Origin of the sequence: Streptomyces tatrensis (assembly GCF_049310065.1) — a bacterium.
Lineage (GTDB): Bacteria > Actinomycetota > Actinomycetes > Streptomycetales > Streptomycetaceae > Streptomyces.
Window position 1 is genome coordinate 1742822 of the sequence record NZ_JBMDLB010000011.1, and the last position, 14493, is coordinate 1757314.

General features: G+C 70.2%; 14 protein-coding genes. 10 read left to right on the forward strand and 4 right to left on the reverse strand.

Annotated features, from left to right (window positions below; genetic code table 11):
* The first annotated feature begins 5 nt into the window (after positions 1–5).
* Entirely contained in the window at positions 6–737 is a 732-nt protein-coding gene (locus ACODT5_RS23595) for a pyridoxamine 5'-phosphate oxidase family protein (RefSeq protein ID WP_422521288.1), read from the forward strand.
* Here ACODT5_RS23595 and ACODT5_RS23600 read toward each other — a convergent pair.
* Positions 724–1863 (reverse strand): DMT family transporter, encoded by a 1140-nt coding sequence (locus ACODT5_RS23600; protein WP_422521289.1) that lies wholly within the window; start codon positions 1861–1863, stop codon positions 724–726. The genes ACODT5_RS23595 and ACODT5_RS23600 overlap by 14 nt on opposite strands.
* A gap of 165 nt (positions 1864–2028) precedes the next feature.
* Positions 2029–2988 carry an EamA family transporter gene (locus ACODT5_RS23605; RefSeq protein WP_422521290.1) on the reverse strand — a complete coding sequence of 320 codons (960 nt, stop codon included), beginning with the start codon at positions 2986–2988 and terminating at the stop codon, positions 2029–2031.
* 192 nt (positions 2989–3180) lie between these two features.
* On the opposite strand from ACODT5_RS23605, the gene ACODT5_RS23610 reads away from it, so the two are divergent.
* Positions 3181–3609, forward strand: coding sequence for a type II toxin-antitoxin system Rv0910 family toxin (locus ACODT5_RS23610; RefSeq protein ID WP_385375984.1), 429 nt, complete (start codon positions 3181–3183; stop codon positions 3607–3609).
* Positions 3610–3752: 143 nt separating this feature from the next.
* On the opposite strand, the gene ACODT5_RS23615 is transcribed toward ACODT5_RS23610, so the two are convergent.
* On the reverse strand, positions 3753–4373 hold the full coding sequence (locus tag ACODT5_RS23615) for a PadR family transcriptional regulator (RefSeq protein WP_422521291.1): 621 nt from the start codon (positions 4371–4373) through the stop codon (positions 3753–3755).
* A 330-nt stretch (positions 4374–4703) separates the two neighbouring features.
* On the opposite strand from ACODT5_RS23615, the gene ACODT5_RS23620 reads away from it, so the two are divergent.
* The 8 genes from ACODT5_RS23620 (at position 4704) to ACODT5_RS23655 (ending at position 13519) form a co-directional block, all read left to right on the forward strand.
* Entirely contained in the window at positions 4704–5804 is a 1101-nt protein-coding gene (locus ACODT5_RS23620; RefSeq protein ID WP_422521292.1) for a phage tail sheath family protein, read from the forward strand.
* A gap of 271 nt (positions 5805–6075) precedes the next feature.
* Positions 6076–6828: a TnsA-like heteromeric transposase endonuclease subunit gene (locus ACODT5_RS23625; RefSeq protein WP_422517716.1), complete on the forward strand. Its 753-nt coding sequence runs from the start codon at positions 6076–6078 to the stop codon at positions 6826–6828.
* A gap of 356 nt (positions 6829–7184) precedes the next feature.
* Positions 7185–8714 carry a Mu transposase C-terminal domain-containing protein gene (locus ACODT5_RS23630; RefSeq protein WP_422517743.1) on the forward strand — a complete coding sequence of 510 codons (1530 nt, stop codon included), beginning with the start codon at positions 7185–7187 and terminating at the stop codon, positions 8712–8714.
* On the forward strand, positions 8711–9757 hold the full coding sequence (locus ACODT5_RS23635) for an ATP-binding protein (protein WP_422517715.1): 1047 nt from the start codon (positions 8711–8713) through the stop codon (positions 9755–9757). The genes ACODT5_RS23630 and ACODT5_RS23635 overlap by 4 nt, the downstream gene beginning before the upstream one ends.
* Before the next feature lie 308 nt (positions 9758–10065).
* Positions 10066–10995, forward strand: a complete 930-nt coding sequence (locus ACODT5_RS23640; protein ID WP_422517714.1) for a hypothetical protein — start codon at positions 10066–10068, stop codon at positions 10993–10995.
* A 154-nt stretch (positions 10996–11149) separates the two neighbouring features.
* On the forward strand, positions 11150–11998 hold the full coding sequence (locus tag ACODT5_RS23645) for a hypothetical protein (RefSeq protein WP_422521293.1): 849 nt from the start codon (positions 11150–11152) through the stop codon (positions 11996–11998).
* Positions 11999–12112: 114 nt separating this feature from the next.
* Complete coding sequence (locus ACODT5_RS23650) at positions 12113–12622, forward strand: DUF2199 domain-containing protein (RefSeq protein ID WP_422521294.1); 510 nt, start codon at positions 12113–12115, stop codon at positions 12620–12622.
* A 78-nt stretch (positions 12623–12700) separates the two neighbouring features.
* Positions 12701–13519 carry a PhzF family phenazine biosynthesis protein gene (locus ACODT5_RS23655; RefSeq protein ID WP_422521295.1) on the forward strand — a complete coding sequence of 273 codons (819 nt, stop codon included), beginning with the start codon at positions 12701–12703 and terminating at the stop codon, positions 13517–13519.
* A 61-nt stretch (positions 13520–13580) separates the two neighbouring features.
* On the opposite strand, the gene ACODT5_RS23660 is transcribed toward ACODT5_RS23655, so the two are convergent.
* Complete coding sequence (locus ACODT5_RS23660; protein WP_385376136.1) at positions 13581–14324, reverse strand: CPBP family intramembrane glutamic endopeptidase; 744 nt, start codon at positions 14322–14324, stop codon at positions 13581–13583.
* Positions 14325–14493: the final 169 nt, after the last annotated feature.

Here is a 14493-nt window from a genome sequence, read left to right on the forward strand (position 1 = left end):
CCGCCATGAGCGTCACGCCTGCCCCCGAGACCACCACGGAGACGTCGACGGCAGCGGCCGCGACCGCGCCCTCCGAAGCGTCGGCCACCGGGTACTCACCCACCGAACGTACCGTCCCGACCCGGTCCCGCGACCGCGCTCGCTACGACCGCGAGACCGTGCACTCGATACTCGACCAGGCCTACCTCTGCCACCTCGGCTTCGTCCGCGACGGCGCCCCGGTGGTCCTGCCGACCCTCTTCGGCCGGGTCGGTGAGGCCCTCTACATCCACGGCTCCACGGGCTCGCGCCCCCTCCTCGCGGCCGGCAAGGCCGACCCGGGGCTGCCGGTCTGCCTCACCGTGACCCACGTCGACGGCCTGGTCCTGGCCCGCTCCGCCTTCCACCACTCGCTCAACTACCGCTCGGTGGTCGTCCACGGCACCGCCTACGAGGTGACCGATCCCGAGGAGCGCCGGATCGCCCTCGACGCCATCGTCGACCAGGTCGTCCCGGGCCGCTCGGCCGACTCGCGGCCGGCGAACGCCAAGGAGCTCGCGGCCACGGCCGTGATCCGCCTCGACCTGAACGAGGTGTCCGCGAAGCTCCGTACGGGAGGGCCGAACGACGACCCTGAGGACCTGGGGCTGCCGTTCTGGACGGGCGTGGTCCCGGTCGCGCCGGCGTACGGGATCCCGGTCCCGGCCGCCGACCTCGCCGCGGGCATCGCCGTCCCGGACTACGTCACCGCGCTCTGACGGCCACCTCGCCGGCAAGGGCGGGCCGGTCCTCCGGCCCGCCCTTCGGCGCGTCCGCGTTCCCGGTGTCCGCCGGCCGCCGCGACTCGGCGGCGATCAGCGCCCCCACCGCCGTCAGCAGGAGTACGGTGCCCAGCGCCACCGGCCCGGTCAGCCGCTCCCCGAGCACCAGGACGGCGATCGCCGCCGCGCCGACGGGCTCGATCAGCATGATCACGGACACCGTCGCGGCCCGCACCGCGGCGGCCCCGCTGAAGTAGAGCGCGTAGGCCAGCGCAGTCGGCACGGTGGCCATGTAGGCGAGCAGCCAGAGCACCCGGACGGGCTCCGCGGTGTGCGGCACGAGCCCCTCCACCAGGGCGAAGGGCAGCAGGCACACCGTGCCCACCCCGACCGACCAGACGGTGGTGACCAGCGGGTTCCCGCCGGTCCCGCGCCGCCCGAGCAGCCTGGCCCGCAGGGTCATGGCCCCGTAGCCGGCGGCCGACAGCAGCGCCCAGCCGACGCCGAGCGGCCGCACCTCGCCGCCGCCGCTGCCGAGGACGAGTACGGCCAGCCCGGCCAGCGCCCCGCCGACGGCGAGGATCCCGCCCCGGCCGAGCCGCTCCCCCATCCAGTAGCGGGCCCCGAGCGCGATGAGCACGGGCCCGGACCCGAGGGTGACCACGGTGGCCACGGCCAAGCCGGTCTCGCGCACGGCGGCGAAGTAGGCGGACTGGAAGAGGGTGAACATCAGCCCGGTCGCGATCAGCGACCCCACCGAGGCCCGCGCCCGGACGGCGCCCGCCCGGACGGCGCCCGCCCGGACGGCACCCGCCCGGACGGCACCCGCCCGGACGGCGCCCGCCCGGACGGCACCCGCCTGGGCGTCGCCGTCCCTGACGGCGTCGGCCTTGACGGCGCCGGCGGCCCGCGGGCGACGGCGTACGGCGAGCACCGCGAGCAGCACCGCCAGCCCGCCCGCGCACCGCCAGAACGACAGGGCGAGCGGGCCGAGGTCACTGGCGAGGTAGAGCAGCGAGGCCGCCGCCCCCGCCGTGCCCCAGGCGGTTCCGGCGATGACGAGGAAGAGCAGGCTGCGCCCGGTGGCGGGCGTGTGGTCCGACTGGACCGACTGGATCGACACGAGAGGTCTCCGCGCGTGCGTGAAGGATGAAAGGAGCAGGTCATCGCTTCGCGGGCAGCGCGAATCCGCCCGGGTCACGGCCCGGGCCGGTTTCTCCTACGTGGTGGCAGCCGCCCGCGCTAGGCGGCGGGAGGCGGAAGCACGGTCGTCGGCATGATCGAGAGCCTAGACCTTGCTCGGATCGCGGTCCAGGGCGGCCACCGGCTCAGCGGTCCCGGGCGCGACCTGCCGGGAGGTCTGCGCGATGAAGGCCCCGCCCAGCACCAGCGCGCCGCCGATGATCTGCCAGGTCGAGAGGTGCTCGCCGAGGAGCACCCAGGCCAGTACGGTCGCCACGACCGCCTCCAGGCAGGCCACCACACCCGCGACCTGCGGCGACAGCTTCCGCACGGAGACCACGCCGGTCAAGTACGCGAAGACGGTCGCGATCAGCACCACCCAGCCGAGCAGCACCGGCGCGGGCACCATCAGGTCCCCGAGCGCCGCGTCGCCCGCCAGGACCTGCCAGTCGATCTGCCAGGGCCGGGCGATCACGGTCATCACGAGGGTGCCGACGATCATGCCGTACGCGATCATGCCCATCGGGTCGGGAACGTCGTCCCCGTCGCTGCCCTGGTCGGCGAAGACGAAGTAGAAGGCCTGGCAGCAGGCGGCCGCGAGGCCGAGCAGCACGCCGAGCAGGTCGAGGCTGAGCCCGGCCCAGATCTGCACCACGCAGGCGAGACCCACGACGGCCACGGCGGCGCCGGCCGCGGCGGCCCGGGTCACGGGCCTGCGCTGCACGAAGCGGATCCAGCCGAGCAGCAGCGCCGGGCCGAGGTACTCCAGCAGCAGGGCCACGCCGACCGGGATACGGGACAGCGAGGCGAAGTAGAAGGCCTGGACGCCGGCCACGGCGATGAGTCCGAAACCGGCGAGCAGCAGGGGTTTGCGGCGTACGAGATCGCGATGGCGCCAGGCCAGCGGGGACAGCACGAGCGCCGCCCCGGCCACCCTGAGCCAGACCATGTGGAGCGGGTCCAGACCCGCCTCGATCAGCGGCTTAGCCGCCACACCCGAACCACCGAACGCGATCGCCGAAACGAGGGCGAGGCCCAGTCCGGCATGTCTCCCTGACGCTTGCATTCGGACATCATGACAGGACCGGTCAGGAGTGACGGGACCGTGACGCCTGTTGAGACGCTCCCGAGACCGACCCGATACCGGCCGGGCCCCCACCCGCCCCGATCCCCGATATCTGACAGGTCGTCAGTCTTGAATGTTGCGTCCGCCGGGACTACCTTCCGCCGCACGTACCTGACGAGAAGGGGTGGTCGCATGGCTGAAGTCACCGCGGAATCACGCATCGAGGCGTCCGCCACGAAGCTCTGGTCCCAGCTGACCGACTGGGACGCTTACGGCCAGTGGAGCATGACCCACACCAACTTCCCGAAGGGCGGCCCCGAGACCCTCGCGGTGGGCTCCACCTTCGCCGAGAACATGAAGATGATGGGCTTCCCCGCCGAGGTCCTGTGGACCGTCTCGGAGCTGGAGGACGAGCGCGTCTTCGCGATCACCGGCAAGGGCCCGATGGGTGTGGCCGTCCTGACCCGCTACACCCTGATCCCGGACGGCGGGGCCACCACGGTCCGCATCGACGGCGAGTTCACCGGCGCCGCGGTCTCCCTCATGGCGGGCAAGCTCAAGGACTCGGCCACCGCCGCCCTGAACGAGTCGCTCCGCAAGCTCTCCGGCCTGGTCGCCTGAGCACGCTCCGATCGAGCAGGTCCGTACGCACGCGAGCGCACACGAGCGCACGCGCACACTCCCCCGCATGACGGCGCGCCCCGCGAGAAGCCTCGCGGGGCGCGCCGTCACGTGCGTGTGCGGGAGGTCCCGCCGGCCGGCACTCAGTGCTCGTCGGCCAGGATCAGGTAGAGCTTCTTGCGGGCGTCGTTGATGACGGCGAGGGCCTTCTCCCGCTGCGCGGGAGTACCGGTCTTGAAGACCTGGGCGTAGGCCTCCATCAGGCCGAATCCGGCCGTCCGGACCTCGTTCATCGCCTCGAAGTCGAAGCCTCGGCCGGCTTCTTCCCAGGGGGCGTCCGGGCCGGACCCGGCCTCGGTGCGGCCGGCGTCCGTGAGCGTGAACAGCTTCTTGCCGCCCTCGCTCTCGCTGGTGATGAGGCCCTCGTCCTCCAGGAGCTGCAGGGTCGGATAGACCGACCCCGGGCTGGGCTTCCACGCCCCGCCGCTGCGCTCGCCGATCTCCTGGATCATCTCGTAGCCGTGCATCGGCCGGTCGGTGAGCAGCGCCAGGATGGAGGCGCGCACATCACCCCGCCGGGCCCGGCCGCGCGGTCCACCGCGCCCGCCGCGCCCACCGAAGGGCCCGCCGCCGAAGGGCGGCCCGAACGGCCCGAAGGCGGCGCGCCGCCCCTGGAACTCCTCCCGACGGTCCGGCCCGCAGTGGCCGTGACCCCGTCCGTGCTCATGTCCGTGGTCGTGTCCGTGCTGTCCGTGTGAACGCATGACTGCGCTCCTTTCGTCATCCGGTGTCTCGTTGTCGCTATTGCGATGTCTCTACTATCGCTAACCCATCGCGATGCGTCAACGATATATCGGAAACTCTCTCAGCGAACACCCTTGCCCGACGCGATGTCCTGTCTCAACGAACTTTGACGAGTCTCATCGAAGTTTGACCGCCGGCGGGTGCGGCGATGGGCAGGTCCGCATGGTGGTTCGGGGTGCATTACCTGACGTGCGGTGTGGCGGTGGGCAGAACACCCGAACAGCGGCAGACGCCTGCGGTACCGGTGCATGATCGCCTGCGTTGTGCACACCACAGTGGAGGAGAGCCACATGGCGGTTTCCATTCCGGGCGTCTACGTCGAGGAGACGTTCAGCTTCACCCTGTACGTCCAGTCGGGGCAAACCGCGGTGACGGCGTTCGTCGGTGACTTCACCGGCGCGCCAGTGAGCGGGACGCGGGTGAACAACTGGCTGGACTTCACCAAGCTGGCCGACGAGGACAGCAACGGGGGCATCCGCAAGGCGCTGGGGCCGGTCCTCAAGAGCTATTTCCAGAACGGCGGCGGTTCCTGCTACCTGGTCAGCACCGCCGAGGCCTCCCTCGCCGAGGCCCTGGAAGCTGTGACCGCCCTGGGGGACGTGACGATCCTGGTCGCCCCCGGCCTGTGGGACCAGGGCGCACAGGCAGCCGGTGAGTGGGCCCGCGCGCTCACCGGCTGGGCCGCGCAGAACAAGGCGATGACGGTCCTGCACACCGACCGCGACCACACCCCCGACCAGGCCGGCACGGCGATCGACGCCTGGAACCTGGACGCGGACGCGCAGGGTTACGCGGCGGTGTACTTCCCCTGGCTGCGGCAGAGCGGCGACGACGAGCCGATCGCGCCCAGCGGCGCCATCGCGGGCGCCTGGACTGCGGTCGACCGCGAGCGCGGCGTGTGGAAGGCCCCCGCCAACATCGCCCTTCGCGGTATCGACGGCCCACTCCACCAGGCCGGTGACACCGACCAGGCCGCCCACCGCAACCTCAACTTCATCCGCGCCTTCCCCGGGACGGGCACGCTGATCTGGGGCGCACGGACCCTCTCCGACACCGACCAGTGGCGCTACATCCCCACCCGCCGCCTCGTCAACACGGTCGAGCACGACATCCAGCGGGCGCTGCGCACCGCGGTGTTCGAGCCGAATGCCACGTCCACCTGGGAGCAGGTCCGCTCCGCCATCGACACCTACCTCTACGCTCTGTGGAAGCAGGGTGGCCTCCTCGGCTACACCCCACAGGAGGCGCACTTCGTCCAGGTCGGCAAGGGCGTCACGATGACGGAGGAGGACGTCGCGGCAGGCCGACTCATCGTCAAGGCCGGCCTCGCCACCGTGCGGCCCGCCGAATTCATCATCCTGCAGTTCACCCAGGAGGTGGCCCAGGCCTGACCCGCCACCGCTGGGCCCGGGGCTGCCACAGGAAGCGCACGGTGACGGCCCTGGGCCCGATCAAGACCACCCCACGCACCCAGCGAGCGCCCGGTCAAACTTCGGTGAGACTGATCAAACTTCGGTGAGACGGGACAGCGATCAGCTGTCCCGTCTCACCGAAGGTCGGTGTCCGTTGTCATCCAATCGAGGCGTTTGACAGCGAACCCAGTCGTTTCGGCTTCTTTGCCAGCGAACCTAGTCGTACCGGGTGACGGGCTGGGGGTGCTGGGTGGCTGAACCGGTTGGGGTGGAGTCTGCAGAAGCACGTGTCGAGCTGTCGTACGTGGGCGCCGTACGCGAGCGGTTGAGGCGTCCGCTGCTGGACTGTGTGACGGCCCGCTTCGAGGACATCGCTCCGGTGCGGCGCTTTCGCTGGTCGCGAGGTGAGCGTCACTTCCCTGGCTGGTACTGGGCGGCTACGACCGGGCAGCATGTGGGGTTCGAGTCGTGGCTGGAACGGGACCGGCTCCTGCTGATGGACTTCGATTCCACGGTGGCGGGGATCGCCTCGCAGCCGTTCTGGCTGCACTGGTACGACGGCAAGCGGGAGCGTCGGCACGCTCCGGACTACTTCGTGCGTCGGGTGGACGGCTCGGCGGTGGTCGTTGATGTTCGCGCGGACGACCGGATCGAGCCGAAGGACGCTGAGGCGTTCGAGGTGACCCGTCTGGCCTGTGATCAGGCCGGCTGGGGCTTTGAGCGGGTCGGAGTGCCGGAGAAGGTGCTGTCGGCGAATGTCCGGTGGCTGTCGCGCTACAGGCATCCCAGGTGCTTGAACAGCCCGATTGCGGACCGGCTCCGGGAGGTCTTCGCGGCCCCGTGCCCGTTGATGGCTGGCGCGGATGCAGCCGGCGACCGCCTCGCGACGCTGCCCGCGCTGTTCCATCTGCTTTGGCTCCAGGAGCTGACCGCGGAGGAGATGACGGTGGAGTTGCTTGGCCCGTCCACGATCGTGCGCCTGGTGAGTGGAGGTGTCCGGTGACGGGGAAGGGGCGGCGGGTTCCTCCGACGGCCAGGATCGCGGAGTTTCCTGAGACGGCTGCCGGACAGGCTCGCTGGTGGGAGAACCACATTCTTGAGGTCCTGGACGGATTGCCTCCTGATGCTCCCGAAGGGACTGCCCCACGGCCGGAGTTCGACCCGAGGGTGAACTCGCTGGCCCAGCGCGAGCGGGCCAAGGCGGCCGAGCTGACGGCGGCCGGACACGCGATGACGGCCAGCGGCATCAAGCAGCGGCGCCAGCGTTACCAGCGCGACGGTCTGGTCGGACTGGCCGACGGCCGGTCGGCCAAACGGATGCCGGCCTTCGGCAGGGTTGCCCCGGCGGTGACCGAGGCAATGCAACAGGCGATCGCCGAGACGGCCGAGGCATCGTCGAAGACGATCGGCTTCGTGGTCTGGCGGGCGACGCAGATCCTGGCGGCCCGTGAGGACGCGGCGGACATCGAGGTGCCCTCACAGCGCACGCTCTACCGGCTGTTCGACAAGATGGCCATCGGCACCCATGCGACGGGCTCGGCGACCACCCGCCGTTCTGTGAATGCGCGTCCGGCCGGGCCATTCGGGGAAGTGCCGGCCTGCGCGCCGGGCGAGTGGATGCAGATCGACTCCACGCCGCTGGATGTCCTGGTGCGGTTGGACGAGGGGATCGCCGAGAAGGTCGAACTGACAGGAATGGTCGACCTGGCGACCAGGTCCCTTCCCGCTGCGGTGCTGCGGCCGACGACGAAAGCGGCTGATGCTTCTGCTCTCCTGGCCCGGAGTGTCACTCCTGAGCTGATGCGTCCGGGCTGGTCAGAAGCCCTTCGGATGTCGAGGTCGGTTCTGCCGCACCGGCGGCTGCTGGGCTTGGACGAGCGGCTGGAGCACGCGGCTGCGAGGCCGGTGATCGTGCCGGACACGATCGTCTGCGACCACGGCAAGGTCTTCATCTCGAACAACTTCCGTGCGTCCTGCCGCTACTTGGGCATCAGTCTTCAGCCGACTCACAAAGCGTCTCCCTTCGAGAAGGGCACGATCGAGAAAACACTGGGCTCAGTGGCCACGCTGTTCGCACAGTTCGTAGCGGGCTACACCGGCCGGTCGGTGGATCGCCGCGGCCGGGGCCTGGAGAACGGTCCTCTGTGGTCGCTGCCGGAGCTGCAGAGCTTGCTGGACGAGTGGATCGTCGCCGTCTGGCAGAACCGGCCGCACGATGCACTGCGGGACCCGGATTCGCCGAAGCGGGCGTTCTCACCGAACGAGAAGTACGCGACGCTGCTGGAATCGTGCGGCTACGTTCCGGCCCCGCTCAGCGGCGAGGACTACGTCGAGTTGCTGCCCGAACGCTGGCAGGCGGTCAACTCCTACGGCATCCGGATCAACCACCGGACCTACGACGGTCGCGAACTGGCCCCGTTGCGCCGGCAGCACTCCGGGGTGGTGGAGAAGAAGGGGTTGTGGGAGATCCACTACGACCCTTACGACGTCTCCCGGGTCTGGGTACGCGACCGCCGCGGAGAGGCAGATCAGTGGATCACGGTGTTCTGGAAGCACTTGCACCGCGTCGGCGTCCCGTTCGGTGAGATGGCTTGGGACCACGCCCGCGAGCAAGTTCCGGACGGGACCGAGGAACAGATCGCCGATGCTGCCGCCGCCTTGCTGCGGCGGGCCCACAACGGCCCACTTGAGGAGAAGGGCCGCTCGGCCAGACGCTCACGGCGCGACCGGCGGGTCGCTGCCCGCACCCGGGCCACCGCCACCGACCGGCCGATCCCTGACCTGCCCGCCTCCGAGCCCGCGCACGACGAGGAGGCGGACACCGACGTGGCCAAGGTCATCCCTCTGGGCCTGTTCAACCCGCTCGCCAACCCCTGGAGGCGCACGTGACCATCTCCGAGCCGACAGCCCGCCACCCCGCGCTGGGCGAGGCGGACGCCGAGGCCAACCGGCAGCTGACCACCCTGGACGGATGGCGGAAGTCGATCGAAGGCCCGCCGGCGCCCCCGGTTCTTTTGCCGCCAGGCGATCTGAAGCGGCTGTCCACGAGCGAACGGGATCTCTACGACGAAGACCGGCTCGACCACCACGCCCGAATGCTCGTGGTCGCGACCTCGTTCGTCGAGAAGACCGTGGTCTGCGGCCGCCGCCTGGTCCTGCTCAACCGCCACGCGATCAGCGCCCGCCGCGGCCTGATGGTCTCCGGGCTTCCCGGAACGGGCAAGACCAGCGCCATCACCCAGCTCGGACGCGCCCACGAACTCCTCGACCGGGCCCGCCACCCGAACGTCGCCGACCGCATTCCCGTCCTCTACATCACGGTCCCGCCCGCCGCGACCGCCCGCATGGTCGCAGCCGAGTTCGCCCGCTTCCTGGGCCTGCCGGTCCGGCCCCGGTCGAACATGACGGACATCATCGAGGCCGTGGTCGGCGTCTGCACCGATACCCGCACCGGCCTCGTGCTGGTCGATGAAATCCACAACGTTTCGCAGGTCACCCGGGCAGGGGGCGAGGTCTCCGACACCTTGAAGTACTTCTCCGAGCGCATCCCCGCCACGTTCGTCTACGCGGGCATCGGCCTGGAGACCAGTGAACTCCTGGCCGGCACCCGGGGCGCTCAGATCTCGGGCCGGTTCACCCTCGTCCCCACCCGCCCCTTCCCCTACGGCGCCGAGTGGAAGGGACTGGTGGCGACCATGGAGGAGACCTTGCTCCTGCACGACCACCCGCCGGGAACCTTGGTCAAGCTGGACCGCTACCTCCACGATCGGACCGCCGGGATGATCGGAGCGCTCTCCCACGCCATCCGGGGCGCCGCGATCGACGCGATCCTGAGCGGCACCGAGTGCGTCACCAAGGAAGGACTCGCCGCGATCCCGCTGGACCACGCGGCGGAGACCCAGAAGAAGCCGGCCAGGAAGGCCCCCAGGTGACCGGCGCACCCGCACGGCTTCCCATCCAGGCCTCACCGCGACTCGGTGAAGGCACCGATCCATCCGTTCGCCCTCACCTCGTCGAACATCTGGTTCCGCTTCCCGTTCGTGTTCGCCCGCGGTCTGAAGAGTCCGTTGACTCCTACGTCCGCCGCCTGGCCCTCGCGAACCATCTCAAGCCCAGCTACCTGCTTAGTTATCTTGCCGGACCGCCTGACTACGGGCCCGGGAAGCGTCCACGACCTGACCGGCTCGCCGCTCTCACCGGACGACAGCAAGACGTTCTGGAACGAGCTCTGTCCGATCTGGTGCGTCAGAAGCCCGCGAATCCCAAGAAGCCCAAGCGCAGCTTCACGAAGGCCGCGGACAAACCCGCGCTCTTCGCGGCGATCCGCCGAGACGCCGAAGTCGAACGGCTGCCCGTCTCACATCTGGCGAGACGCCACCGCGTCAGCCCCGCCACCGTCCGCCAGGCCCTGAACTCGCCCACGCCTCCACCCCGAAAGAAACGGCCTCCCACCATGGGCCCGGCCAAGGGACGCATCGGCCCCACAATCGACGCCATCCTCGACGAGTACGCCGCCGCCCACGCCGGCTGTTTCCCCACCATGAGGGTGATCTGGGAGAAGCTGCTGGACGAACACGGTGTCACTTCCGCCTACGCCACCGTCCACCGCTACCTGGCCAGCCATCCCCATTGGAGCACGGACACCCTGGCCCGGCAGCCCGGCCAGCCTTCAGGAGACTTCCTTGCGGCCGCTCAACTGCCCTTCTACGGCAACGTGATCAAGCACTACCAGGCGCTGCTGACCGCAATCCGCCGCGACCCCGCACGACACGGACTCGACGGCTCTTACGCCACTACGACAGCCTTCCTGCTCGGCCTCGACGCCGGCAGCTCGTGGAGCATGCTCACCGGATTTCAGGAATGGCTCGTCGTCCGGCTCGGCAAGGGACATGACCTGACCTGGCCCGTTCTCGTCCGACACCTCACCCCCGGAGGCTGGGTTCACCCGCTCTCCGCACCCGCCGACACCGCGGCGGTGACCACACTCCACCGACTCATCGGGGAATTCTTCACCACACGAGAGCAGCCGGACGGCCTCGCCCGAATCTTCCGGGACTACCAGTCCTGGGCGACCACCCAGGACTGGTACCACCTCGCACAAGCCCAAGACGGGTCTGATCGTTTGCCATCCAACCTAGTCGCCCCAGGTCAGGACACCGCACCCGACTAACTTCATTGTCAACGGACAGTCGGTCAGTCCCACCGAACCTTGGCCTCGGGCGAGTGCGCCCTGCTGCTGCGGCCTTACGAACTCCTTTGCAGGGTCCTACCTTTGAGTCATGGAGACTCGGCATCCCGGCTCGCTTGCGGAAGTTGTGGTACCCGTGACAGCCGGATGGCGGCTGCTGTTCGTACCCAGCAGGGCCCGCGAGCTGGCTACCGCGCTCGGCGGGAGCATCATGGTCCCGCCGGTGGTCGCATCCCCACTCCTGCTGGCCGCTCTGGTGGCCGCCGTGGTCTCGGGGAGCTCATTCTTCTGGGGCTGTTTCCGGGTCCTACTGGCGCTCACGGTGGTCGCAGTGATCGTGCTCGCCGTGGCCATGCTGTACGTCACGGCCTCCCTCACCGTGCGGTGGGTCGAGCTCCGCCCCCTGGGAACTCCGGCCCAGGTCGTGATCGCCCGCTTTCTGCGTTCGTCGACCACGGCGATGGCTGATCTGCAGCGAGTCGTCGTCATCGAGCGACTCAGCCTGGGGCAGCGACAGTCGATCAAGATGGTGTTCCACACCCGCAGCGAGACGGTGGAATGCGCACCGGCGACGTCCGCACCGCTCTCTCGGCTCGACGCACAGGAGCTGACCGGCTGGTTGACCGAGCAACTCGGCCGGGTCCAGGTGGCGGTGGAGCGTCAGACGGAGGTAAAGCGAGACTTCCTGCGTCCGGACGAGTGGTGGACCCCGTCCCACACCGCCGAGCTGTGGCGGGTACCCGTCGGCGAGGTCGACGGCATGGCCGCCCAACGCGGCGTCGAAAGCTATCGGTACACGCCCCGGGCAAACGCGATGTACAGCCCTGGCACTTCGGTCACCGTCTACGACCCGGGCCGGGCCTACGACGTCGCCGAAGAACTCCGCGCGGAACGAGCCGCCGACCAGGCCGCCGGCCAGGCCGCCGACAGCACGGCAGCCCCGGGCCCGGGCCCGGCCGAGGACGACGCAACGGATTCCCCCTGACCCGGTCGGGCCGGTCCTGACCGGTGAGACCGGCCAACTTTCGGTGGGACGGGACATCAGCAGGTGTTCGGTGACCCGGGCAGCCCCGGCGCAGATGGTCGCTAGGCTCACGCCATGTCTAACGATCTCGGTTTCACCTGCTCATGCTGCGGCGACCACCACGCAGAGCTCCCCATGAGCTACTCGGCCATCGCCCCCGATGCCTGGGACCCCAGCTTCGAGAGCGATCCGGCCAGCATGCTGTCGTCCGACCAGTGCGTGATCAAGGGCCAGCACTTCTTCATCAGGGGCCTGATCGAGATACCTGTGATCGGCAGCGAGGACGTCTTCTCGTGGGGCGTCTGGGTCTCTCTGAGCAAGGAGAACTTCGCCCGTGCTCTCGAGGTCTGGAACACGGAGGGCCGCGAGGCGGAGAAGCCGTACTTCGGCTGGCTCAGCACCGAGCTCGCGCTCTGCTCCGAGGGCACCACCGACCTGAAGACCAACGCCCACACGCGGCCGGTCGGCAAGGGGCCGCTCATCGAGCTGGAGCCCACCGACCACCCGCTCGCCGTCGAGCAGCGCACCGGAATCACGATGGACCGCGTGCGTGAGATCGCCATGGCCGTACTGCACCCGGCGTGACGGCCGGCGCCGGTAGCAGTCCAGTCATCCCGGATTGGCCTTTGCGGGCGGCTCCGCCACGTCCCTACGGTCGATGACATGCGCATCCGAATCGTCGACGCCTTCACCGACCGCCCCTTCGGCGGCAACCCCGCCGGGGTCCTGCTCCTCGACGGCGGGTTCCCCCCGGACGCCTGGCTCCAGCAGGTCGCCGCCGAGGTCAACCTCTCCGAGACCGCCTTCGCCCATCCGCTCCCGCCCGGCGGCGAGGCGGACTGGGCGCTGCGCTGGTTCACCCCGACCGCCGAGGTCGACATGTGCGGCCACGCGACCCTGGCCACCGCCCACGTCCTGGCCACCACCGGCCTCGCGGCCGGGACGGTCCGCTTCGCGGCGCGCTGCGGAATCCTGAAGGTCACGGCCGACGGGGACGGGACCCTGGTCATGGACTTCCCGACCTCCTCCCTGACCGAGGTCGAGCCCGAGGCCGCCGTGGAGCGTGCGCTGGGCGCCACGGCCAAGTCGGTCCACGACACCTCCGAGCACATCGGGGACCTCGTGGTGGAGCTGGCCGACGAGCGGACCGTACGGGAACTCACCCCGGACCATGCCGCCCTGCGCGGCTACTCCCGGCGCGGGATCATCGTGACCGCGGCGGCCGAGGACCCCTCCCGCGGCTACGACTTCGTCTCGCGCGGCTTCTTCCCCGCCGTCGGCATCGACGAGGACCCGGTCACCGGCAGCGCGCACACCGCGCTGGCCCCCTTCTGGGCGGAGCGGCTGGGCCGCACCGAGCTGGTCGGCCTCCAGGGCGGAGCCCGCACCGGCCTCGTCCGGGTCCGGCTGCAGGGCGACCGTACGCTGCTGATCGGGCGCGCGGTCACGGTCGTCGACGGCGAGCTGCTCAGCGCACCGTAGGCGTCCGGGCGCCGGGCCTACGGGGTGGGGGCCTACGGGGTGAGGCCCACCGGACCGGGGCCTACGGCGTGGGCAGCCAGCCCACCTTGCCCGCCAGCAGGGCGTACCCGCCGAAGGCCACGATGTCGAGCAGCGCGTGCGCGACGACCAGCGGCCCCACGCGGCCCCAGCGCCGGTAGGCGAGGACGAAGACCACGCCCATCACCACGTTGCCGATGAATCCGCCGATGCCCTGGTAGAGGTGGTACGAGCCGCGCAGCACGGAGCTGGCCATCAGCGCGGCCATCGGCGACCAGCCGAGCTGGTCGAGCCGGCGCAGCAGGTAGGCCAGCACGATGACCTCCTCCACCACGGAGTTCTGCACCGCGGAGAGGATCAGCACGGGGAACTTCCACCACACGTCGGGCAGTGCCTCCGGCACCACGGTGAGGTTGAAGCCGGTCGCCCGCGCCCCCAGGTAGAAGGCCAGTCCCGCGCTGCCGATGCCGGCGGCGACGAGCGCGCCCCGGCCCAGGTCCCACCAGGGCCGGGTGCGGTCGAAGCCCAGCACCTTCAGCCCGGGCGCGCCCTCGCGGGTCAGCAGGTGCGCGACGAGCAGGACGGGTACGAGCGCGCTCGCGATGCCGAACAGCTGCCAGGCCAGGTCCAGCCAGGGCCGCCCGGGGGCGTACGAGCCGTTGAGCGTGGCGGCCTGGTCCTTGAGCCCGCCCGGCTTGGTCAGCGAGCCGATGAAGCTGATCAGCGCCGAGACGCCGCTCGCACCCAGGGACAGCGCGAGCACGAGCAGCGTCTCGGAGCGCAGCATCCTGCGATCCTTCGAGCCCTCGCCGAGTTCGAGCTCCCCGACCACCGGTTCCGGCTCCGTACGCACGCCCGTCTCCCGTCCCACCACCGCTCCTGCGACATCACGGCGGCGACATCTCGCGGGGCGTCCCGCCCCGATCACCCCATACTGCCTCCTCCACGGGGCAAGG

Coding starts and splice junctions, on each gene's coding strand:
- ACODT5_RS23605 (WP_422521290.1), bottom strand. CDS start 2,988: ATGCAAGCGTCAGGGAGACATGCCGGACTGGGCCTCGCCCTCGTTTCG.
- ACODT5_RS23610 (WP_385375984.1), top strand. CDS start 3,181: ATGGCTGAAGTCACCGCGGAATCACGCATCGAGGCGTCCGCCACGAAG.
- ACODT5_RS23650 (WP_422521294.1), top strand. CDS start 12,113: ATGTCTAACGATCTCGGTTTCACCTGCTCATGCTGCGGCGACCACCAC.
- ACODT5_RS23660 (WP_385376136.1), bottom strand. CDS start 14,324: ATGCTGCGCTCCGAGACGCTGCTCGTGCTCGCGCTGTCCCTGGGTGCG.
- ACODT5_RS23620 (WP_422521292.1), top strand. CDS start 4,704: ATGGCGGTTTCCATTCCGGGCGTCTACGTCGAGGAGACGTTCAGCTTC.
- ACODT5_RS23630 (WP_422517743.1), top strand. CDS start 7,185: ATGCAACAGGCGATCGCCGAGACGGCCGAGGCATCGTCGAAGACGATC.
- ACODT5_RS23655 (WP_422521295.1), top strand. CDS start 12,701: ATGCGCATCCGAATCGTCGACGCCTTCACCGACCGCCCCTTCGGCGGC.
- ACODT5_RS23615 (WP_422521291.1), bottom strand. CDS start 4,373: ATGCGTTCACACGGACAGCACGGACACGACCACGGACATGAGCACGGA.
- ACODT5_RS23595 (WP_422521288.1), top strand. CDS start 6: ATGAGCGTCACGCCTGCCCCCGAGACCACCACGGAGACGTCGACGGCA.